Source organism: Streptomyces sp. NPDC015346 (assembly GCF_043078785.1).
Lineage (GTDB): Bacteria > Actinomycetota > Actinomycetes > Streptomycetales > Streptomycetaceae > Streptomyces.
Map to the genome: position 1 here is coordinate 494,785 of NZ_JBIBTW010000003.1, position 20,005 is coordinate 514,789.

Here is a 20,005-nt window from a genome sequence, read left to right on the forward strand (position 1 = left end):
GAAATTGTCTTTTGTGAAGGAGTCGCACGTGCCCACCTCGGGTCCCTCCCGCACCGCCGTCGAGATCGCCTCCCAGCCCGCCTGCTGGCGCAAGGCAGCCGAGACCCTGCCCCAGCACCGCACGGCGCTCCCCTCCCGGGGCGAGCGCGTCGCCGTGGTCGGCTGCGGCACGTCCTGGTTCATCGCCCAGGCCTACGCCCAGCTGCGCGAGAGCGGCGGCCACGGCGAGACCGACGCGTTCCCCGCCTCGGAGTTCCCGCGCGGGCGCCGCTACGACCGGGTCCTGGCGATCACCCGCTCGGGCACCACGACCGAGGTCCTCGACCTCCTCGGCGAGCTCGCGGGATCGGTACCCACCGGCGCGCTCACCGCCGACCCGGCGACTCCCGTCATGCGCGCGGCCGACGCCGTCGCCGTCCTCGATTTCGCCGACGAGGAGTCGGTGGTACAGACCCGCTTCGCCACCACCGCCCTCGCCCTGCTCCGCGCCCACCTGGAGGCCGAGGACGCCCTCCCGGCCGGGATCCGCACGGTGGAGGAGGCGGCCGGGGACGCCGAACGGGCCGTCTCCGCACCCCTCGCGGCCGACATCACCGACGCCGAGCAGTTCACCTTCCTCGGCACCGGCTGGACCTACGGCCTCGCCCTCGAAGCCGGCCTCAAGATGCGCGAGGCCGCCGGCGCCTGGACGGAGGCCTACCCGGCGATGGAGTACCGCCACGGCCCGATCAGCATCACCGCCCCCGGCCGCGTGGCCTGGGCCTTCGGCGCCGTCCCCGCCGGTCTCGCCGACGACGTCGCCCGCGTCGGCGGCACCCTCGTCGCCGAGTCGGGCACCGGCGCGGACCAGCTCGACCCGATGGCCGACCTCATCCGCGCCCAGCGCCTCGCGGTCCTGCTCGCCGAGGCGCAGGGCCAGGACCCGGACCGCCCCCGCAACCTCACCCGCTCCGTCGTCCTCACCGCCACCCCCGTCACTGTCGGGGAGAACGACTGATGCCGCTCACCACCACCGACGAGATCGTCCTCGGCGCGCGCGAGCGGAACGCCGGCGCCGGCGCGTTCAACGTCGTCCAGATCGAGCACGCCCAGGCCATCGTCGCCGGGGCCGAGGCCGCCGGTCTCCCCGTGATCCTTCAGATCAGCGAGAACACCGCCCGCTACCACGGCTCCCTCGAACCGATCGGGCTCGCCACCCTCGCGATCGCCCGCCGGGCCGCCGTCCCCGTCTCCGTCCACCTGGACCACGCCGAGTCCACCGAGCTCGTACGGGAGGCGGTCGCCCTCGGCTTCCGCTCCGTCATGTTCGACGCCTCGAAACTCCCGTACGAGGAGAACCTGGCCGCCACCCGCGAGACGACGGACTACTGCCACCGCCACGACGTCTGGGTGGAGGCCGAACTGGGCGAGGTCGGAGGCAAGGACGGCGCCCACGCCCCCGGCGCGCGCACCGACCCCGACGAGGCGCGCGCCTTCGTCAAGGCCACCGCCGTCGACTCCCTCGCCGTCGCCGTCGGCAGCTCCCACGCGATGGTGACCCGCGACGCCGTCCTCGACTTCGAACTGATCGCCCGGCTCCGGGAGGCCGTCGGCGTGCCCCTCGTCCTGCACGGCTCGTCCGGTGTCGGCGACGTCGACCTCGCCTGGGCCGTCAGCGCGGGGATGACGAAGGTGAACGTCGCCACCCACCTCAACAAGGCGTTCACCCGGGCGGTACGGAGCCACCTGGAGGAGCAGCCGGCGACCGTCGACCCGCGCCGCTATCTGGGCCCCGCCCGCGACGCCGTGGCGCACGAGGTCACCCACCTGCTCCAGGTCCTCGCCGCCGACGTCGAACTCAGTCGCACGTGACGCGGTCGCGCGGGGTGTAGTGGGTACGGAAGGTCTCCCGGCCGACCTCCTCCCCGTCGTCCCGGAAGACCCGGTCCACCGTGATGTCGAAGCCCTCCAGCGGGGTCTGCGGCTCGCACTTGGGGCCGGTGCCCTTCCGCTCGCCGGGCTCGGTCAGGTTGGTGCGGGGACCCTCCACCGCCTCCACGGAGTCGTACTTCTTCGTGCCGTAGAAGCTGACGGTCACCGACGAGTCCGTGGAACTCGCCTCGATGTAGATCGCGTTGCCCGAGTCGTTGCGGAACTTCAGGTCCAGCGTCCCCCACGCGACGGTCGCCTCGCGGCCCGCCGGATAGCGCTCGATGTAGAACGAGTGCGCGCCGTACTCCACCGGCTTGACCCCGGCGAAGAAGATCGCGTTGAAGACGGTGGTGGCCACGGCGGAGACACCGCCGCCCGGCGCCGAGTGGTACTGCCCGTCCAGGATCATCGTGCCGTCCACGAAGCCGTTGGCCTTGGTGCGTTCGCCGACGGTCCGGTTGAAGCTCCAGACCTCCCCCGGCCGCACCAGCGAGCCGTTGATCAGCTCGACCGCCCGGCCGATGTTGATCGTCCGGTAGGGCGCCTTGGGGAAGTGGACCGTGAAGGTGGACATCTGCTCCCGGATGCCGAGCTTCGCCACCGACTCCCGGGTCAGCTCCGGCTGGATCAGCTCGGTGGCCAGGGGCCCGGTCCTGGCGGCGGCGCCCGTCTTCGGGAGCAGCGGCCGGACGGCGTCGCCCAGCGCCTTCGCCGACACCTCGTGCCCGGGCCGGCCGTCGGACTCCACCACCACCTTGCCGTTCCGTACGCCGAGTTCGGCCTCGACCGGCCCTGTGGCGATCGCTTCGAGCGGGCGTGCCACGTCCGGGTCCTTCCGCAGCCCCTGCGCGTCGAGGGAGGCGGTGAGACGGCCCTTGTCGTCCGCGGCCACCTTCAGATGGTCGGAGAGCGTCGCCGGCGCGATCCGCAGGCGCGCGCCGTCGGTGGTGAGCGTCAGCGGGCCCGACATGGCGGGGGTGCCGAACTCCCTCATGAAGCGCGCGACCTCCGCCGCGCCCACCTTGGGGCGGGTGACCGTGGCCGGCAGGACGACGGGGCGCGGGCCGATGCCCGGATAGGCCGCGCGCAAGGTGTCGACGGCGCCGTCGACGTCCAGCTTCACCCCGTCACGGGGCTGCACCGCCACGGCGTTGCCGTCCTTGAAGGAGACCGCGCCCTCGACCGTCGTTCGGTCGAACATCTCCGCCGTCCGGGCCATTCGCGCCCGCGCCTTGCTCTCGTCGAACGCCACGACGGGCTCGATGTCACGGTCCTGGGAGGAGAACAGCCGGCCGATCACCGTGACCGGGTCGCGGGAGGGATCCGCGGCCCGCTCGGCGGTCTTCGCCGCGTCGACCGTGAGACCCGCGGCGGCCGGCTCGACGGTTCCGGTGCTCTCACCGACCCGTACGGCCATCGGCTCGGTCCACGAGGCGGGCGGTGCGTCGATGAGCTTGCGCCGGGCCTCGTCGCGGCTCATGCCGCCTATGTCGACCCCGTCCACCCGGGTGCCGCTGGATATGTCGTCACCGGTGGCCACGAGCCCCCCGACATACAGGCCCCCGAAGGCCACGAGGACCGCCCCCGCCGCCGTCACCGCGACCCGGGTCCGCCGGCCGCGGCGGGACGAGCGGGACGAGCGGGACGGATACGAAGCGTCGCCGTGCCTGGAGCCGCGCACACAGCCTCCCGGGTGCGGTCGGGGACCCGCGATACACCCGCGACGTTACGCCGAGCGGGTGCCCGACGCATGTCGGAAGCCGCTGACCTGGCCTTACGCACGGCAGGCGGGGCGCCACCCGTACGCTGGACGGGTGGCGCCCCCCGGGGCCTGGTCAACCCTCCTCGGGCGCGACGAGCTCCCCCGACCGCGCCACCCGTCCGTACCACTGCGCGCTCGACTTCGGCGTACGGGCCAGGGTCGTGTAGTCGACGTGGACCGCGCCGAACCGCTTCGCGTAGCCGTAGGCCCACTCGAAGTTGTCCATCAGCGACCAGAGGAAGTAGCCGCGCACGTCCACCCCCTCCTCCATCGCCCGGTGCACGGCGTCCAGGTGCGCGTGGACATAGGCGGCGCGCTCCGGGTCGTGGACGGTGCCGTCCGCGCCCACCTCGTCCTCGTACGCGGCGCCGTTCTCGCTGATCACCAGCGGCAGGCCGGGGTAGCGGGCGGAGACCCGGGTCAGCAGGTCGTACAGAGCGCTCGGGTCGACGGCCCAGCCCATCGCCGTCAGCTCGCCGGGCGCCCGGTGGAAGGCGACCGAGTCCGCGCCGGGCCAGGGAGAGTGCGCGCTGTTGCCGTGGCCGTCGTCCTGCGGCTTCTCCTCGCCCTCCGCGACGTGCGAGACGACCGTCGGCGTGTAGTAGTTGATCGCGAGCAGGTCCAGCGGCTGGTTGATCGCGGCCGTGTCACCGTCCCGTACGAAGGACCAGTCGGTGACGGACGCGGTGTCCGCGAACAGGTCCTCCGGGTAGGCGCCCTCCAGCATCGGGCCGAGCCAGACCCGGTTGCCGACGGCGTCGATCCGGCGGGCCGCGTCCAGGTCCTCGGCCGATCCGGTCAGCGGGCGGACCTCGTGCAGGTTGAGGGAGACGGCGAGCTGCCGGTCCGCCGGCAGCGCGGCCCGCAGCGCCTGGACGGCGAGGCCGTGACCGAGGTTGAGGTGGTGGGCGGCGCGCAGGGCGGCGACCGGCTCGGTCCGGCCCGGGGCGTGGACCCCGGAGCCGTAGCCGAGGAAGGCGCTGCACCAGGGCTCGTTGAGCGTCGTCCAGCGGGTCACCCGGTCGCCGAGGGCCCCGGCGACGATCCCCGCGTACTGGGCGAACCGCTCCGCGGTCGCCCGCTCCGGCCAGCCGCCCGCGTCCTCGAGATCCTGGGGAAGGTCCCAGTGGTAGAGGGTGAGGGCCGGTTCGATGCCGGCGGCGAGCAGCTCGTCGACGAGCCGGCGGTAGAAGTCCAGGCCCTTCTGGACGGCGGGGCCGCGTCCGGTGGGCTGGACACGGGACCAGGACACGGAGAACCGGTAGGCGTTCAGGCCGAGGTCCGCCATCATCCGGACATCGTCACGGAAGCGGTGGTAGTGGTCGACGGCCACATCACCGGTGTGCCCCTCGAACACCTTCCCCGGTGTGTGCGAGAACGTGTCCCAGATCGAAGGGGTACGGCCGTCCTCCGCCGCGGCGCCTTCGATCTGGTACGCGGCGGTGGCGGCGCCCCACAGGAATCCGGCCGGGAACCGGCGGGTCGTCGTGTGGGGGCGGGGATCTGTCGCGGTCATGCGGAAGTGCTCCCGAGTGAGAGGAGTGTACGTACGGAAGGGGGCGGCGGCCCGGAGACGTGGCGGCCCGGTCAGCTCTTGACGGCGCCCGAGGTGATGCCGCCGACGATGTGCTTGCCGAGCACGGCGAAGACCAGCAGCAGCGGCAGCGTGGAGATCAGCGCGCCGGTCAGCACGATCGCCTGGTCGACGGTGTGGTTGCCCGAGCCGAGGCCGGCCAGGGCGACCTGAAGGGTCGGGTTCCCGTCCGGGGTCAGGGCGATGAACGGCCAGAAGAAGTCGTTCCAGGCCTGGACGAAGACCAGCATCCCGAGCACCGCCATCGCGGGCCTGGCCACCGGGAACACCACGTGCCAGATGATCCGCAGACTGTGCGCGCCGTCCATGCGGGCCGCCTCGACCAGCTCGACCGGCAGCGCCTCGATCAGGTACTGCCGCATGAAGAACACGCCGAACGCGGCGACCAGGGACGGCAGGACGACCGACTGGAGCTGGTCGACCCAGCCCAGGTCGGTGATGATCCGGTAGAGCGGTATGACGCTGAGCTGCGGCGGGATCGTCATCGTCGCCACCACGAGCGCGAGCATGGCGTTGCGGCCCTTGAAGGGCAGCTTGGCGAAGGCGAAGCCGGCCAGGGTGGAGAAGAGGACCGTGGACACCGCGACCAGGCCCGCGACGACGGTCGTGTTGATCAGCGCCTCGCCCATGTCGACCTGGTTCCAGGCGAAGGTGAGGTTGTCGAAGAGGCGGGGACCGGGCAGCAGCGGGGCCGGAGCCTCCACCACGCGCTCGCCCGAGTGCGAGGCGGCGACCAGGTTCCAGTACAGCGGGAAGAGCGAGACCAGGGCGGCCAGGCCCAGCAGGACGTAGGTCAGCGGGCCCGCGTGGTGCTGCCGGCCGGCGGACGGGCGCCCGAAGCGCCGCTTCACCTTGACGGGCGGGGGTGTCTCGACGCCGGCCGGCGGCGCGAGGGTGGTGTGGGTCATGAGGTCAGGCCCCCAGCTTCTTGCGGTTCACCCGGGAGAAGAGCATCCGGACCGCCCCGATCAGCAGCAGGAGCAGCAGCATCACCCAGGCGATGGCGGACGCCTGCCCCAGCGCGCCGGTCACCCAGCCCTTCTCGTACATCAGCAGGCTCAGCGTCTGGAACTGGTTGCCGCTGCCGCCGCTCACGCCGAGGCTGCCGCCGAAGATCATCGGCTCGCCGAAGAGCTGCGTGGCGCCGATCGTGGACACGATGATCGTGAAGAGGATCGTGGGGCGGATCGACGGAATGGTGACACTGAGGAACTGCCGCCACCGGGAGGCCCCGTCGAGCGCCGCCGCCTCGTACAGGTCCTGCGGCACCGCCTGCATCGCGGCCAGGTAGATCAGCGCGTTGTAGCCGGTCCAGCGCCAGGTCACGATCGTCGAAATGGCGATCTGCGAAGGCCACTTGGAGGACTCCCAGTCCACCGGGTCGAAACCGACCCAGCCCAGCACGGTGTTGATCAGGCCGTAGTCGGTGTTGAAGAGCTGCGCGAAGACGAGCGTCGCCGCCGCGATCGAGGTGGCGTACGGGGCGAGCACCGCGACCCGGAAGAAACCGCGGGCGCGCAGCTTGTAGTTGAGCAGATGGGCCAGGCCCAGGGCCATCAGCAGCTGGGGGACGGTCGAGACCACCCCGATGGTGAACGTGTTGGCCAGGGCGTTCCAGAAGAACTCGCTGTCCGCGAGGTGGGCGTAGTTGTCCAGGCCCCGCCACTCCGCGTCGCCGCCGAGCTCGACCCGGTGGAGCGAGAGCCAGCCGGTGTAGAGCAGCGGGAAGAGCCCGAAGGCCGCGAAGGTGAGGAAGAAGGGGGCGACGAAGGCGTACGGGCTCAGCCGCAGGTCCCACCGGTAGAGCCGGCTGCGCCGACCGCTGTGCGGGGGAGGCGTGCCGCGGCGGGAGGGAGAGGAGGGCGGGGCCGGCGGCGGAGTGCCGTCGGCCGCGGCCCGGAGGGAGGTGGCCACGAGGGGCGTCCCTTCGGTGTGGGTGCGCGTGCGGTGCGTGCGGTGCGTGCGGTGCGTGCGGTGCGTGCGGTGCGTGCGGTGCGTGCGGTGCGTGCGGTGCGTGCGAAGAAGGAGGCGGTACGGCGGTACAGCCGGACGGCCGCCCGGCGGGGGAGCGCCGGGCGGCTCGTGGGCGCCGCTACTGCTCGATCTTGTCCTGGATGAGCTTCTTGACGTTGTCCCACGCCTTCGCGGGGTCGGTGCCGCGCTGCTCGATGTCGAGGATGCCGTTGTCGGTGATGAAGGTCTTCACCTGGCCGTCCCAGCGGCTGATGGGCGCGGGTGTGATGCCGGCCGCCGCGTCGGAGTAGATCTTGCCGACCGGGGTGTCGCCGAAGTACGGCAGCTTGGCGTCCTGCACGACCGCGGAGGTGAGGGTGTGCTTGGTGGAGGGGATGTTGCCGTTCACGCCGAAGACCTTGGCGTGCTGGGCCGGCGCGGTGAGCCAGGCGGCCAGCTCGGCGGCCTCCTTGGCGTGCTTGCCGGACTTCGGCACGGCGAGGAAGGAGCCGCCCCAGTTGCCGGCCACCGGCGGCGCGGCGATGTCCCACTTGCCCTGGTTGGCCGCGCCCGCCTGGTCCTTGATGATGCCCGTCATCCAGCTCGGGCAGGCGACCGTGGCGAACCTGGAGTTCTTGAAGGCCGCGTTCCAGGTGCCCTTCTCGTCGAACTGGCGCAGCTTGGCGGTGACCCCGCTCGTCGCCGCCTCGACGGCGGTGTTCCAGGCGAGCTTCACACCGGGGCTGTTCTCGTAGTCCAGTTCGCCCTTGGTGTTGGCGTACTGCACCGGCTGGCTGGAGATGACGGCGTTGAAGAGTCCGCTCGCGGAGTCGTGGAAGGCGGTTCCGGCCGGGGCGTTCTTCTGGTAGTTCTTGCCCGTCGCCAGGAACTTCGACCAGTCGCCCTGCCACAGCTTGGCGACCTCGGTGCGGTCGGTCGGCAGCTTGGCCTTGGCGAAGAGGTCCTTGTTGTAGCAGATGGCCATCGGGCCGATGTCGGTGCCGAGGCCGATGACCTTGCCGTCGGGGGTGGTGGCCTGATTGACCTTCCAGTCGAGGAACGCGTCGAGATCGGCGCCGCCGGTCTTGCCGAGGTCCACCCACTTGTCGGCCATGGCGGGGCCGGTGGCCTCCGCGACGTACCCGACCTCCAGGGCCTGGATGTCGGCGAGACCGCTGTTGCGCGAGAGACGCAGCTTCAGTGTGTCCCAGTACTTCTGGCCGTCGGCGACGTTCGACTCGACGATCTTGATGTTGGGGTGGGACTTCTCGTACTCGGCGTAGAGCTTGGCGCCCGTCTTGTCGTCGTAGCCGAAGGAGCCGAAGGTCCCGATGCGCAGGGTGATCTTTCCGTCGCCGGCCTCGCCGGAACCACCGTCGGCGCCGCAACCGGTGATCAGGGCGGTGCAGGCCGCGAGGCCCGCGACCGCGGCGATCGCGGTGCCGCGGCGCCTCTGTCTGCTGCGGCTCGTGCTGGAAGTGCGCATACGACTCTCCTCGTCCGGGATGGAGCGCCCACGTGGTCTCTGGTGCGGCCTCACGTGGGAGCGCTCCCACTGCGTCTCGCCGGAAGGTTGCTGCCTCGCCGGTACGGGTGTCAAGAGGTACGCGAGGTTCCGTTACCCAGGGCGGTGGGAGCGCTCCCACTGTTGATAGGGTCACAGCAACGCAGTGACACGAGGGGAGACGGCAGATGGTGGTGAGCGGGCGCCAGACCGGCAGGCCCACCCTGGAGGAGGTCGCGGCCAGGGCCGGGGTCGGCCGCGGCACGGTCTCGCGGGTGATCAACGGCTCCCCGCGGGTGAGCGAGCAGGCCAAGGCCGCCGTCGACCGGGCCGTCGCCGAACTCGGCTACGTACCGAACCGGGCGGCGCGGGCGCTGGCCGGCAGCCGCACGGACGCCGTCGCCCTGGTGATCCCGGAGACCGAGGCCCGGCTCTTCGCCGAACCGTACTTCCTCGACATCATCCGCGGGGTCAGCGCCGAACTCGCCGACGCCGACAAGCAGTTGCTGCTCACGCTCATCCGCAGCGAGAAGGAGCGGCAGCGGTTCGAGCAGTACCTCGCCGCCCAGCGGGTGGACGGCGTGCTCCTGGTGTCGGTCCACGCCGACGACCCGCTGCCGGACCAGGTGCGGGCGCTCGGACTGCCGGCCGTGCTCAACGGCCGCCGCTCCGCGGCCGAACCCGTGGCCTACGTCGACTCCGACAACGTCGGCGCCGGACGCTCCGCCGTCGCCCATCTCGCGGGGCGCGGCCGCCGGCGTATCTCGACCGTCACCGGCCCCCTCGACATGTACGTCGCCCGCTGCCGCCTCGACGGCTACCGCCAGGGCCTCGCCGAGGCGGGGCTCGCCGCCGACGACGCTCTGGTGGCCACCGGCGACTTCACGGAGGAGGGCGGCCGGCGCGCCATGCGGGAGTTGCTCGCCCGCACCCCGGACCTGGACGCGGTCTTCGCCGCCTCCGACGTCATGGCGGCCGGCGCGCGCGGGGTGCTGCGCGAGGCGGGGCGCCGGGTCCCCGAGGACGTGGCCCTGGTCGGGGTCGACGACTCGGCGGTGGCCCGGCACATGGACCCGCCGCTCACCAGCGTGCGCCAGCCGATCGAGGAGATGGGCCGCACGATGGCCCGGCTCCTGCTCCAGGAGATCGCCACCGCCTCCGAGGAACAGCCCCGCCGCGTCCTCCCGACGGAACTGGTGGTCCGCGACTCCTCCTGAGTCCGGTGCGCGGGCATCGACCGGCCGTGAGGGGCGAGGCATGAGGGGCGACTGCGGGGCCTGTGACGGCACACCGCGCCCAGCGACGGCGGACCTGCGGGACCGCGTGGCCGTGCGCCGCGCCCGCCGGCGGCGGGCCTGCGGGACCGCGTGGCTGTGCGCCGCGCCCGCCGGCGGCGGGCCTGCGGGCCCGTGGGCCTCGTGACGGTGCGCCGCGCCGACTGTGCGCCTTGCGGCGGGGCCTGCCTCGCGACGGCGGACCTGCGGGACCGGGTGGCCGCGCGCCGCGCCCCGTGACGGCGGGGCCGTGCCGGGCCGACCGGCCGCCGTGGTCGTCTCCGCCCGACGCGCCGGGGCCGGCGGTGGCTCCCTGGCGTGGGGCCCCTACCGCCCCCGGGTGGATTCGTTCGGGTGCGTCCAGCGGGCGGGGGAGGGTCCGGCGGGTTCGAATCGGGACATGGCCCCCTACGACAGGCTCCGTACGGACGGCGGGACACCGCGGCTGGAGAGCGCCACGTGGTGGTACGCCGCCGTCGCCGGGGAAGCGCCCGGCTCCTTCAGTGCCCGGATACGCAAGCGGATGCGAGGCGCCTGCCTCGCATCCGTCCTGCTCCTCGCGATCGTCTACGCCGGCCTCGTCCTGACCGCGACCGGCCAGCGCTGGGAGAACGCCGTCCTCGCCGGCCGGCTGGCCGACGAGACGCTGGCCGCCGCCCACGCGGCGAACCGCACCCTGCAGCACATCACCCTCTCCTCGCTCGCCGCCGCCCTGCTGACGCTGACCGTCATCGGCCTCCTGCGGCGGCGTTTCCTGCTCACACTCGCGGCGCTCGGCACGGTCACCGTCTCCCTCTGCCTCGCCGAGCTGCTCAAACGCCACCTCCTGGCCCGCCCGGACCTGGCCGACGCGCCCCCGCACCTGACGCCCAACAGCTTCCCGAGCGGGCACACCACCATCGCCATGAGCGTGATGTTCGGCCTCGTCCTGGTGGTCCCGTACCGCAGGCGCGGCCTCGCGGTGGGCCTGTGCGCCCTGTGGGCGACGGCCGTCGGCGCGTACACCGTGGCCGCCGGATGGCACCGGCCCAGCGACGCCATCGGCGCCGACCTGCTCGTCCTCGCCGTCGCCTGCGGGCTCCTCGCCCTGCTCGCCCGCCGCGGCCAGCTCGGACCCGCGCGCAGACGCCGCTTCCCGCTCCGCGCGCTCTTCGTGACCCTCCCGCTGTGCGCCGCCGCCCTGGGCGGCCTCGGCTTCGGGATCGCCCTCCTCGTCGACTCGATGTTCGTCCTCGCGCCCGGCGACCCCGACGTTCCCCGCCTCGCCTACCGGGCAGGTCACGCCCTCGCCGCCGGGGCGGGCGCCGCCGCCACGCTCCTGCTGCTCGCCCTGCTGCGCCACGTGGACCTCGACGCCAGACCCGTTCCGTACCGCCTCACGGGATCCGTCACACCCGAGGAGCCAGGGCCCTTTCCCCCGGACCCCGATCACGAGATATCTTGATGTCGAGCAATCTCGCAGACGCAGACGTGGAGCGGAGCACACCCGGTGACTGACTCGACCATCATCTACACGCACACTGACGAGGCGCCCGCCCTGGCGACGTACTCGTTCCTGCCCGTGATCCAGGCCTACGCCTCGACCGCCGGGATCAATGTCGAGACCCGTGACATCTCCCTGGCCGGCCGCATCATCGCCAGCTTCCCCGAGCGTCTCGAAGAGGGGCAGCGCATCGACGACGCCCTCGCCGAGCTCGGCGCGCTGGCCAAGACGCCCGAGGCCAACATCATCAAGCTGCCGAACATCTCGGCGTCCATCCCGCAGCTCAAGGCCGCGATCGCCGAGCTCCAGGCGCAGGGCTACGCCCTCCCCGACTACCCGGACGACCCGCAGACCGACGAGGACAAGGACGTCCGCGCCCGGTACGACAAGGTCAAGGGCAGCGCCGTCAACCCGGTCCTGCGCGAGGGCAACTCCGACCGCCGCGCCCCCGCCTCGGTCAAGAACTACGCCAAGACCCACCCGCACCGCATGGGCGCCTGGACCTCGGACTCGAAGACCAACGTCGCCACCATGGGCGAGAACGACTTCCGCTCCACCGAGAAGTCCACCGTCGTCTCCGCGGACGACACGCTGCGCATCGAGCACGTCGCCGCCGACGGCACCACCACCGTCCTGCGCGAGTCGGTCCCGGTCCTCGCCGGTGAGGTCGTCGACGCCTCCGTCATGCACGTCGCCGCCCTGCGCACCTTCCTCGGCGAGCAGATCGCCCGAGCCAAGGCCGAGGACGTGCTCTTCTCCGTCCACCTCAAGGCCACGATGATGAAGGTCTCCGACCCGATCATCTTCGGCCACGTCGTGCGCGCCTTCTTCCCGAAGACCTTCGCCGCGCACGGCGCGGCGCTCGCCGCCGCCGGTCTCTCCCCGAACGACGGCCTCGGCGGAATCCTCAACGGCCTGGCCGCCCTCCCGAACGGCGCCGAGATCAAGGCGTCCTTCGAGGCGGAGATCGCCGAGGGCCCGGCCCTCGCCATGGTCGACTCCGACAAGGGCATCACCAACCTGCACGTGCCGTCCGACGTCATCGTCGACGCCTCCATGCCGGCCATGATCCGCACCTCCGGCCACATGTGGGGCCCGGACGGCCAGGAGCACGACACCCTCGCCGTCCTCCCGGACAGCAGCTACTCCGGCGTCTACCAGGCCGTCGTCGACGACTGCCGCGCCCACGGCGCCTTCGACCCGTCGACCATGGGCTCCGTCCCGAACGTCGGTCTGATGGCGCAGAAGGCCGAGGAGTACGGCTCCCACGACAAGACCTTCGAGATCGCCGCGGCCGGCACCGTCCGCCTCGTCGACACCGCCGGCAACGTCGTCCTGGAGCAGGAGGTCGCCGAGGGCGACATCTTCCGCGCCTGCCAGACCAAGGACCTGCCGATCCAGGACTGGGTCAAGCTCGCCGTCACCCGCGCCCGCGCCACCGGCTCCCCGGCCGTCTTCTGGCTGGACGAGACCCGCGCGCACGACGCCCAGCTGATCGCCAAGGTGAAGCAGTACCTCCCGCAGCACGACACCGAGGGCCTGGACATCAAGATCCTCTCCCCGGTCGAGGCCACGAAGTTCTCCCTGGAGCGCATCCGCCGCGGCGAGGACACCATCTCCGTCACCGGCAACGTGCTCCGCGACTACCTGACCGACCTCTTCCCGATCCTGGAGCTCGGCACCAGCGCCAAGATGCTCTCGGTCGTCCCGCTGATGAACGGCGGCGGTCTGTTCGAGACGGGCGCCGGCGGCTCCGCCCCCAAGCACGTCCAGCAGCTCGTCAAGGAGAACTACCTCCGCTGGGACTCGCTGGGCGAGTTCCTCGCGCTCGCGGTCTCCTTCGAGCACATGGCCACCAGCACGGGCAACGCCCGCGCCCAGGTCCTCGCCGACACCCTGGACCGCGCCACCGGCACCTTCCTCAACGAGGACAAGTCGCCGAGCCGTCGCCTCGGTGGTATCGACAACCGCGGCAGCCACTTCTACCTGGCCATGTACTGGGCCCAGGAGCTGGCCAGGCAGACCGACGACGCGCAGCTCGCGGAGGCCTTCTCCGGTCTGGCCAAGACCCTGACCGAGCAGGAGGAGACCATCGTCTCCGAGCTGATCGCCGTCCAGGGCTCCCCGGCCGACATCGGCGGCTACTACCGCCCCGACGCCGCCAAGGCCTCGGCCGTGATGCGCCCCTCCGCCACCTTCAACGAGGCCATCGCGTCCCTCGCCTGATCGCGGCCGACCGCGCCCGCTCGCGGTGCGACGACAGCCGGGGCCGCCCCGGCCGGACCTCCGTCCGGCCGGGGCGGCCCCGTCGGTGGCGCATGTGGCATCCGGGTGTGAGTCTGGATGGATGAGCTGGGCATCATGGACGACCGCCGGGGTCTACACCGGGCGTGGTGGGGTGCTCACCGACGAAGTCGGTGCGGTGACGGGCGACCTGACCGTGCACACCACCTGGGCAGAAGACGAGGCACGTGTGGCCGTGCAGTACAGCGGCGCGTCCGACTGGTTCACGATGTCGGGCAGTCCGGTTCCGTGCGCCTCCGAGAGGGAGAGCCGAGACCTCCACGACGCGGTCGTCGAGGCCGTACGGGCGGGGAACGCGGCCACCGTGCCGCGCACCACCCCGGCGCCGGCGCGGACCCGCCCCGTACAGGATCCGTCGGCCTGAACCGGTGACCCCAAGCGGGGAAATCCGGCGGCGAAAAACTGTTATCCCACCCGCTCCCAGGGTTCTCCTCACGACGGGCACGGAAGACCCACGGCGAGGGAGCGGGAACATGCACAGCGACGAGCGCGCCACGGCGGCACTGGTCGACGCGGCCGTGGCGGGAGACGCCCGCGCCCGGGACCGGCTGGTCCGCGCGTACCTCCCGCTCGTCCACAACATCGTCGCCGCGCACTCGACGGCCACGCCGATGTCGACGACGTCGTGCAGGAGACGATGGTCCGCGCCCTCGACGGGCTGCCCGCCCTGCGCGACCCCGCCCGTTTCAGGTCCTGGCTCGTGGCGATCGCGATGAACCAGATCCGCCGGCGGTGGCGCGAGCGCCAGGCCGGTCCGCTGCCCGGGCTCGACCGGGCGGCCGAGCTCCCCGACCCCGGCGGCGACTTCGTCGACCTCACGATCCTGCGCCTGGGGCTCTCCGGGCAGCGCCGGGAGGTCGCCGAGGCGACCCGCTGGCTCGACGAGAGCGACCGCGAACTCCTCGCCCTGTGGTGGCTGGAGGCGAGCGGTGAGCTGACCCGCGCGGAACTGGCCGACGCGCTGGCCGTGCCGCCCGCGCACGCGGCGGTCCGCGTGCAGCGGATGAAGGAACGCCTCGAGACCGCTCGGGCGGTGGTCCGGGCCCTCGCCGCCCGGCGACCCTGCGCCGGGCTCGCCCGGGTGACCACCGGGTGGGACGGCCGCCCGACACCCCTGTGGCGCCGGCGCGTCGCCCGCCATCTGAACGACTGCGGAAGCTGCGACCGCGCCCGCTCGGGCCTCGCCCCCGCCGAGGGACTCCTGGCCGGGCTCGGCCTGGTGGCACCCCTCGCGGGCTGGGGCATGTCCGGCGACGGCGGCGGGGGCGGCGCGACGTACCCGGACGTCGATCCGGTCGCCTGGACGGGGACGGGTACGGGGATGGGGACGGAGCCCGGGGCTTCCGGGCCCGCCGTGGGGACCCCGACCCTCGTGCCGCCCGGCGGACCGGGCGGGCACGGCGGTGCGGGCGGGCACGGCGGTGCGGGCGGTCGGGGCGGTGCGGGCGGTCGGGGCGGCCCGGGCGGGAGTTCCCTCCGGCGCGCCTGTGTGGCCGGGGTGGTGGCCCTCGGCGTACTGGGCGGCCTGACTCTGCTCGTACCGTCGGAGCCCGAGGCCCGGCCGCTCGCCCCCCGCACGCCCGCGGCCACGGCGCCGCCCTCGTCGACGACGCCCACCCCGCGACCGCGTCCGACGACGCCCACGCCCGCCCCGACAGCCTCCCGCTCCGCCGCGCCGGACCCGACTCCGGCCGTCGAGGAGACGGTCACCGCGCTGGTCAACCGCCGCCGCGCTGAGGCCGGTTGCCCGCCGCTCCGCACGGATCCACGGCTCGCGGCCGCCGCCCGCGCCTACGCCCGGGACATGGTCCGGCGGGGCTACTACGACCACCGGAGCCCCGAGGGCCGGTACGCGGACGCGCGGATCTCGGCGGCGGGCTACGCCTGGAGCGGCTGGGCCGAGAACCTGGCACGGGGCGCGGACGGTCCGGAAGCCGTCGTCGCGGGCTGGATGGACGGTGCCCTGCACGAGGAGAACATGCTCAACTGCCGCTATCGCGACACCGGAGTCGCCGCCGTGCCCGGGCCCCAGGGCACGGTGTGGGTGCAGAAGCTGGCGACGCCCGCCTCCTGACGGGCACCGCCGGGCGGGCGGGCCCGGTCAGCGCGCGGCGCCGAAGTTCTGTACCCACCACGGGCCGTCGGGGGTGAGCGTCACTCCGACGCCGATGTCCTCGAACGCGCAGTTGAGGACGTTGCGCCGGTGGCCCTCGCTCTTCATCCAGTCCTCCATCGCCTCCGCCGGGGTCTTGGGCCCACGGTGGATGTTCTCCGCCCAGGCCGACCAGGAGTACCCGGCCGCCCTGATCCGGTCGCCCGCGTCCCGACCCTCCGGGGTCTCGTGCGCGTAGAAGTCGCGGTCGGCCATGTCGTCCGCGTGCTCCTGCGCCGACTTGCGCAGTCTTCTGTCGGAGCGCAGCGGGCCGCACCCCGCCTTCTCCCGCTCGGCGTTGGCGAGCGTGACGATCTCCTCGACGAACCGGACGGCCTTCGGGACGTTGGGTGCGGCGTTCCGCGGCTCCGGCACCGTACCGGCGGAGCCGGACGCGGACGCCGACGCGGACGCCGAGGGGGCGGCGGGCGGTGTGACGGCGGCGCTTGGAGTGGCCGTGGGCGACGCGGTGGTGGGCGGGGTGGCCGGACTCGGGGAGGGCGCGAGCTGTCCGGCGGTGGTCCGCCGGGGCGTGGGGGCGGGGCTGGGCGAGGTCCCCAGGGAGAGCGGTGGCACGTTCGCCCGGGCGGCCACCGTCGTCCGGTCCGTCACGTTCGTCCGTTCGCCGACCGTCGTCCGGCCGGTCGTGTACGGGTGGTTGCCCGCGCCTGCCGTGCCACCGCTGCTCAGAGCCGCCACGTAGGCCCCGGTGGCCACGGTGAGGACGGCCGCCGTCGTGCCCGCCACGATCACGGCGGTACGGAAGGACGGCACCCGGCGCGCGTGCCGGCCCCCACCCCCTCCTCTGCGGTGCCGGCCGCCGCCGTGGAACCGCCTGTCGTAGGGGATGGGCTCGTCGTGGTGCTGCATGGACTCCGCTCTCTTCTCCGAGGCCGCCGGACGGTCCGGCGGGGGGAGAGCCGCCGGGGCGACGGACGTAACCCTTTCCGGACCGGACGACTTCGACACACTCCGTCAACCCGCCGCGTCAACAGGCCGTACGGCGCAGGTGTTCGAAAGCCCGTGTGTGCGCCGCCCCCCAGGCGCCGTGCCCGCCGTGACGTCAGTCCTGCGGCACCACGGCGACCGGGCACGGCGCCAGGTGGAGCGCCGCGTGCGCCACCGAGCCGATCCGTGGCCCGAACGCCCCGCGCCGTGCCCGCCGCCCGACCACCAGGAGCCGCGCGCGGCCGGAGGCGGAGAGCAGCACCTGCCCCGCGCTCCCCATCTCGACGTGCTCGTCGACCCGCACCTGGGGAAACCGCTCCCGCCAGGGGGACAGCGCCTCGCGCAGCGCCTTCTCCTCGTACGGGACGAGCCCGCCGGCCTCGTCGACCGGGGCCATCGACGCCGGGCCGTAGGCGTACAGGGGCGGCAGGCTCCAGGCCCGTACCGCCCGGACGGACGCGCCCCGCGCCGCCGCCGTCTCGAAGGCGAAGCGCAGCGCGGGCTCGCTGTCCTCCGGCCCGCCCAACTGCCCCACGACGATCTCACCGCCCTCGGGAACCGGCCCGCGCTCGTCGCCTCCGTTTCCGTTTCCGTCTCCGGCGCTGTTCCGCGAACGCGAACGCACCGCCACCACCGGCCGGCCCGCGGCCGCGATGATCTGCTGTCCGTACGAGCCGAGAAGGAAGCCGGCCACCGCGCCGTACCCGCGCGAGCCGATGACGAGCATCTCCGCCCGCTCCTCGGTGCTCACCAGCGCGGCGACCGGCGCGTCGGTCAGCACCTCCCCGGTGAGCGTCAGGCCGGGGTACCGCTCGGCGAGCACCGACGCGGCCTCGCGCAGCACCTCGTCCGCCCTGTGTCGCAGGCTCTCCCGGCCCTGTGCCGGCGGGAGTGCCGGCGGCTCCCCGTGCCAGGCGTGCACGAGTCGCAAGGGCAGTCGCCGGTACCGCGCCTCGCGGGCGGCCCAGTCGGCCGCGGCGAGACTCTCCGGGGAACCGTCGACTCCAGCGACGATCTCCCGGTGGTCCTGGCTGCCCTGACCGTCCTCACCGTCCTGGCTGTCCCGGCGGTCCCGGTTCTCACGGCTCATCCGTCTGCCTCCGTCACCTCTGCGTCGGGCCCGCCCGTCGGCCGGCCCCCTCCACCCTCCAGCCTGCCCCCATCGGCCGCCTGTCGAGAGCCGCCTCCAGGGTGCGGCGGGAACGAGTCCTCGGCTCAGGCGAGCACGGTGAGCCGTGGACGGGTTCCGTTGAGGTAGTGGTCGCCTATGTCACGCAGCCGGTGGTCCGAGGACGACTGGGCCGTCAGCGCGCGGGCGTTGCGCCAGAAGCGGTCGAGGCCCGGCCCTCCGCCCGGTGCGTCGGACTCCCGCGCGGTGTCGACCAGTTCGAGGATCCGGGTGGTGATCCGGACCGCGGACCGGCTCGTCACGGCCTCGGCGGCGGCGACCAGTACGGCGATGTCCGCGCGTTCCTCGACGTCGAGCGCCCGCCCGGCGAGCAGACCGCGCGCCAGGGCGTCCGTCGCCCGCTCGACGACCGCCGCGGCGGCGTGCGCCGCCGTGGCCAACTCCCCGTACGCCAGCAGGAGGTACGGATCCTCCCCGCCGCCGACGGCGAGCGGTGCGGCCTGGGTCGCGCGGCTGATGTCCCGGGCCTCCGAGAGCGCCCCCTCGGCGATGCCGAGGCCGACATGGACGAGGACCAGCCGCAGGGCGAGCGGCGCCAGCCCGGTGAAGGGAGCCACGGTGTGTTCGTCGCGGGGGAGGGTGCCGAGGACGTCCCGGGCGTCCACCGGCACGGCGTCGAAGGTCACGGTCCCGGCGCCCGCGAGGCGCTGCCCGACCCGGTCCGTCCCGGTCTCCGTGAACACGGCCGGGTCCGCGGGGTCGACGAGCACCACCCGTACGTCCCCCGTCGCGCCGCAGCGCGCGCCGACGACCAGCCGGTCGGCGACCGCGACACCGGAGGCGAAGGATCGGCGCCCGGCCAGGACGTACCCCTGGCCGGAAGGGGTGAGCGTGAGGCCCGGTGCTCCGTCGGCGGTCGGGGGCGGCGGATCCACGGCCCCGGCGAGCAGCCACCCCTCCCGGGCGGTGCGGTCCTCAAGCGTCGCGCCGCCCGAACCGGAGGCCGCGTCACGCGCCGGGTCACGCGCCGGGTCACGCGCCGGGTCACGCGCCGCGTCGTCGGCGAAGAACCGGCCGCTGAAGGAGAGTACGTAGTGGTGGGCGAGGAGTTCGCCGATCGAGCCGTCCGCCGCGGAGATCTCCCGGAGCACCGCGCAGGCCGCCCGCCAGTCGGCGCCGCGGCCGCTCGGTCCTGGTGGGGTGAGCAGCGCGGGCAGCCCCGCTTCCTTGAGCCGTGCCACCTCGTCGAAGGGGGCCTTGCCCGCCCGGTCCCTGGCCGGTGCGTCGACCGCGAGGTCGTCGGCGAGTTCCCGGGTGACACGGGGCCAGATCTCGTCGTCGGCCGGGCGTTCGGGCTGTCCGGAGGTGGGGCGTTTCGCTGACTTCTCGGGCGTTCTCACGTCACCTCACATGATGCCGGGTTTTCCCACTGGAACAGTAGGGATACTGGCAGAGCCGCGCCACGGCCCCAAGGGGCGTTCGCATCATGGACAGTTGGATCCCGTCGACCGAGACGAGACGTCGGTCAGGGGTTGGCCCAGGCGTCCGGGTCGTCCGCGAGATCGGAGATCCGCGCCGGCAGCCTCGCGGCGGCCACATCCGCGAGCGACACACCGTCGAGCACCTGGCGCACGCCGGCGCGCAGTGCGATCCACAGCGGCAGAAGGGACTCCGCCGGTCCCGTGTACGAGAGCTCCGGCGGACGCACCCCGCGCACCGAGACCAGCGGGCCGTCCACGCACCGGATCACATCCGCGACGGAGATCGTCTCCGCCGGCCTGGCCAGCCAGTACCCGCCGTTCCCGCCCCGCTGGCTCAACACCAGGCCGCCCCGGCGCATGTCGCCGAGGATGCCTTCCAGGAACTTGTGCGAGATTCCCTCGCAGTCGGCGATCGCCTCGGCCTTCAGCGGCCCCGTGTCCTGGGCGGCGGCGAGCCGAAGCGCGGCCCGTACCGCGTAGTCGGCTCTGGCTGAGATGCGCATCCTCGCA

16 protein-coding genes are annotated in these 20,005 nt (G+C 73.2%); 7 read left to right on the plus strand and 9 right to left on the minus strand.

The genetic code is table 11. The annotated features are described in order from the left end of the window. The first annotated feature begins 28 nt into the window (after window positions 1-28). On the plus strand, window positions 29-997 hold the full coding sequence (locus ACF06X_RS13080) for an SIS domain-containing protein (RefSeq protein ID WP_392287319.1): 969 nt from the start codon (window positions 29-31) through the stop codon (window positions 995-997). Then, the gene (locus ACF06X_RS13085) at window positions 997-1,851 is read left to right on the plus strand and encodes a ketose-bisphosphate aldolase (protein ID WP_392287320.1); all 855 of its coding nucleotides are present in this window, start codon (window positions 997-999) and stop codon (window positions 1,849-1,851) included. The genes ACF06X_RS13080 and ACF06X_RS13085 overlap by 1 nt, the downstream gene beginning before the upstream one ends. Here the strand turns inward: ACF06X_RS13085 and ACF06X_RS13090 are convergent. The 5 genes from ACF06X_RS13090 to ACF06X_RS13110 form a co-directional block, all read right to left on the minus strand. After that, entirely contained in the window at window positions 1,838-3,592 is a 1,755-nt protein-coding gene (locus ACF06X_RS13090) for a VanW family protein (RefSeq protein WP_392287321.1), read from the minus strand. The genes ACF06X_RS13085 and ACF06X_RS13090 overlap by 14 nt on opposite strands. Window positions 3,593-3,746: 154 nt before the next feature. Continuing rightward, entirely contained in the window at window positions 3,747-5,189 is a 1,443-nt protein-coding gene (locus ACF06X_RS13095) for a GH1 family beta-glucosidase (RefSeq protein WP_392287322.1), read from the minus strand. 71 nt (window positions 5,190-5,260) lie between these two features. Beyond that, on the minus strand, window positions 5,261-6,175 hold the full coding sequence (locus ACF06X_RS13100) for a carbohydrate ABC transporter permease (protein ID WP_392287323.1): 915 nt from the start codon (window positions 6,173-6,175) through the stop codon (window positions 5,261-5,263). A 4-nt stretch (window positions 6,176-6,179) separates the two neighbouring features. Next, window positions 6,180-7,181, minus strand: a complete 1,002-nt coding sequence (locus ACF06X_RS13105; RefSeq protein WP_392287324.1) for a carbohydrate ABC transporter permease — start codon at window positions 7,179-7,181, stop codon at window positions 6,180-6,182. A gap of 178 nt (window positions 7,182-7,359) precedes the next feature. Continuing rightward, window positions 7,360-8,706 carry an ABC transporter substrate-binding protein gene (locus tag ACF06X_RS13110; protein ID WP_392287325.1) on the minus strand — a complete coding sequence of 449 codons (1,347 nt, stop codon included), beginning with the start codon at window positions 8,704-8,706 and terminating at the stop codon, window positions 7,360-7,362. A gap of 206 nt (window positions 8,707-8,912) precedes the next feature. Here ACF06X_RS13110 and ACF06X_RS13115 point away from each other — a divergent pair, with 206 nt between their 5' ends. The 5 genes from ACF06X_RS13115 (at window position 8,913) to ACF06X_RS13135 (ending at window position 15,859) form a co-directional block, all read left to right on the plus strand. After that, entirely contained in the window at window positions 8,913-9,941 is a 1,029-nt protein-coding gene (locus tag ACF06X_RS13115; protein ID WP_392287326.1) for a LacI family DNA-binding transcriptional regulator, read from the plus strand. A gap of 457 nt (window positions 9,942-10,398) precedes the next feature. After that, entirely contained in the window at window positions 10,399-11,442 is a 1,044-nt protein-coding gene (locus ACF06X_RS13120) for a phosphatase PAP2 family protein (RefSeq protein WP_392287327.1), read from the plus strand. A gap of 45 nt (window positions 11,443-11,487) precedes the next feature. Beyond that, on the plus strand, window positions 11,488-13,707 hold the full coding sequence (locus ACF06X_RS13125) for an NADP-dependent isocitrate dehydrogenase (RefSeq protein WP_392287328.1): 2,220 nt from the start codon (window positions 11,488-11,490) through the stop codon (window positions 13,705-13,707). Window positions 13,708-13,828: 121 nt separating this feature from the next. After that, complete coding sequence (locus tag ACF06X_RS13130; RefSeq protein ID WP_392287329.1) at window positions 13,829-14,149, plus strand: hypothetical protein; 321 nt, start codon at window positions 13,829-13,831, stop codon at window positions 14,147-14,149. Between the two features lie 261 nt (window positions 14,150-14,410). Then, complete coding sequence (locus ACF06X_RS13135) at window positions 14,411-15,859, plus strand: CAP domain-containing protein (protein WP_392287330.1); 1,449 nt, start codon at window positions 14,411-14,413, stop codon at window positions 15,857-15,859. Between the two features lie 27 nt (window positions 15,860-15,886). Here the strand turns inward: ACF06X_RS13135 and ACF06X_RS13140 are convergent, their stop codons facing one another. The 4 genes from ACF06X_RS13140 to ACF06X_RS13155 all read right to left on the minus strand — a co-directional run bounded on the left by ACF06X_RS13140 (window position 15,887) and on the right by ACF06X_RS13155 (window position 19,998). After that, window positions 15,887-16,807, minus strand: coding sequence for a CAP domain-containing protein (locus tag ACF06X_RS13140; protein ID WP_392287331.1), 921 nt, complete (start codon window positions 16,805-16,807; stop codon window positions 15,887-15,889). 193 nt (window positions 16,808-17,000) lie between these two features. Next, the gene (locus ACF06X_RS13145) at window positions 17,001-17,975 is read right to left on the minus strand and encodes a universal stress protein (protein ID WP_392287332.1); all 975 of its coding nucleotides are present in this window, start codon (window positions 17,973-17,975) and stop codon (window positions 17,001-17,003) included. 125 nt (window positions 17,976-18,100) lie between these two features. Next, window positions 18,101-19,414, minus strand: a complete 1,314-nt coding sequence (locus tag ACF06X_RS13150) for an acyl-CoA dehydrogenase family protein (RefSeq protein ID WP_392287333.1) — start codon at window positions 19,412-19,414, stop codon at window positions 18,101-18,103. Between the two features lie 125 nt (window positions 19,415-19,539). Further along, on the minus strand, window positions 19,540-19,998 hold the full coding sequence (locus ACF06X_RS13155) for an RrF2 family transcriptional regulator (protein ID WP_392287334.1): 459 nt from the start codon (window positions 19,996-19,998) through the stop codon (window positions 19,540-19,542). Window positions 19,999-20,005: the final 7 nt, after the last annotated feature.

Bases quoted from the DNA above. Each gene is read 5' to 3' on its own strand.
- ACF06X_RS13155 (WP_392287334.1), bottom strand. From the start codon at position 19,998: ATGCGCATCTCAGCCAGAGCCGACTACGCGGTACGGGCCGCGCTTCGG.
- ACF06X_RS13110 (WP_392287325.1), bottom strand. From the start codon at position 8,706: ATGCGCACTTCCAGCACGAGCCGCAGCAGACAGAGGCGCCGCGGCACC.
- ACF06X_RS13130 (WP_392287329.1), top strand. From the start codon at position 13,829: ATGAGCTGGGCATCATGGACGACCGCCGGGGTCTACACCGGGCGTGGT.
- ACF06X_RS13120 (WP_392287327.1), top strand. From the start codon at position 10,399: ATGGCCCCCTACGACAGGCTCCGTACGGACGGCGGGACACCGCGGCTG.
- ACF06X_RS13140 (WP_392287331.1), bottom strand. From the start codon at position 16,807: ATGCAGCACCACGACGAGCCCATCCCCTACGACAGGCGGTTCCACGGC.
- ACF06X_RS13115 (WP_392287326.1), top strand. From the start codon at position 8,913: ATGGTGGTGAGCGGGCGCCAGACCGGCAGGCCCACCCTGGAGGAGGTC.
- ACF06X_RS13100 (WP_392287323.1), bottom strand. From the start codon at position 6,175: ATGACCCACACCACCCTCGCGCCGCCGGCCGGCGTCGAGACACCCCCG.
- ACF06X_RS13145 (WP_392287332.1), bottom strand. From the start codon at position 17,975: ATGAGCCGTGAGAACCGGGACCGCCGGGACAGCCAGGACGGTGAGGAC.
- ACF06X_RS13085 (WP_392287320.1), top strand. From the start codon at position 997: ATGCCGCTCACCACCACCGACGAGATCGTCCTCGGCGCGCGCGAGCGG.
- ACF06X_RS13095 (WP_392287322.1), bottom strand. From the start codon at position 5,189: ATGACCGCGACAGATCCCCGCCCCCACACGACGACCCGCCGGTTCCCG.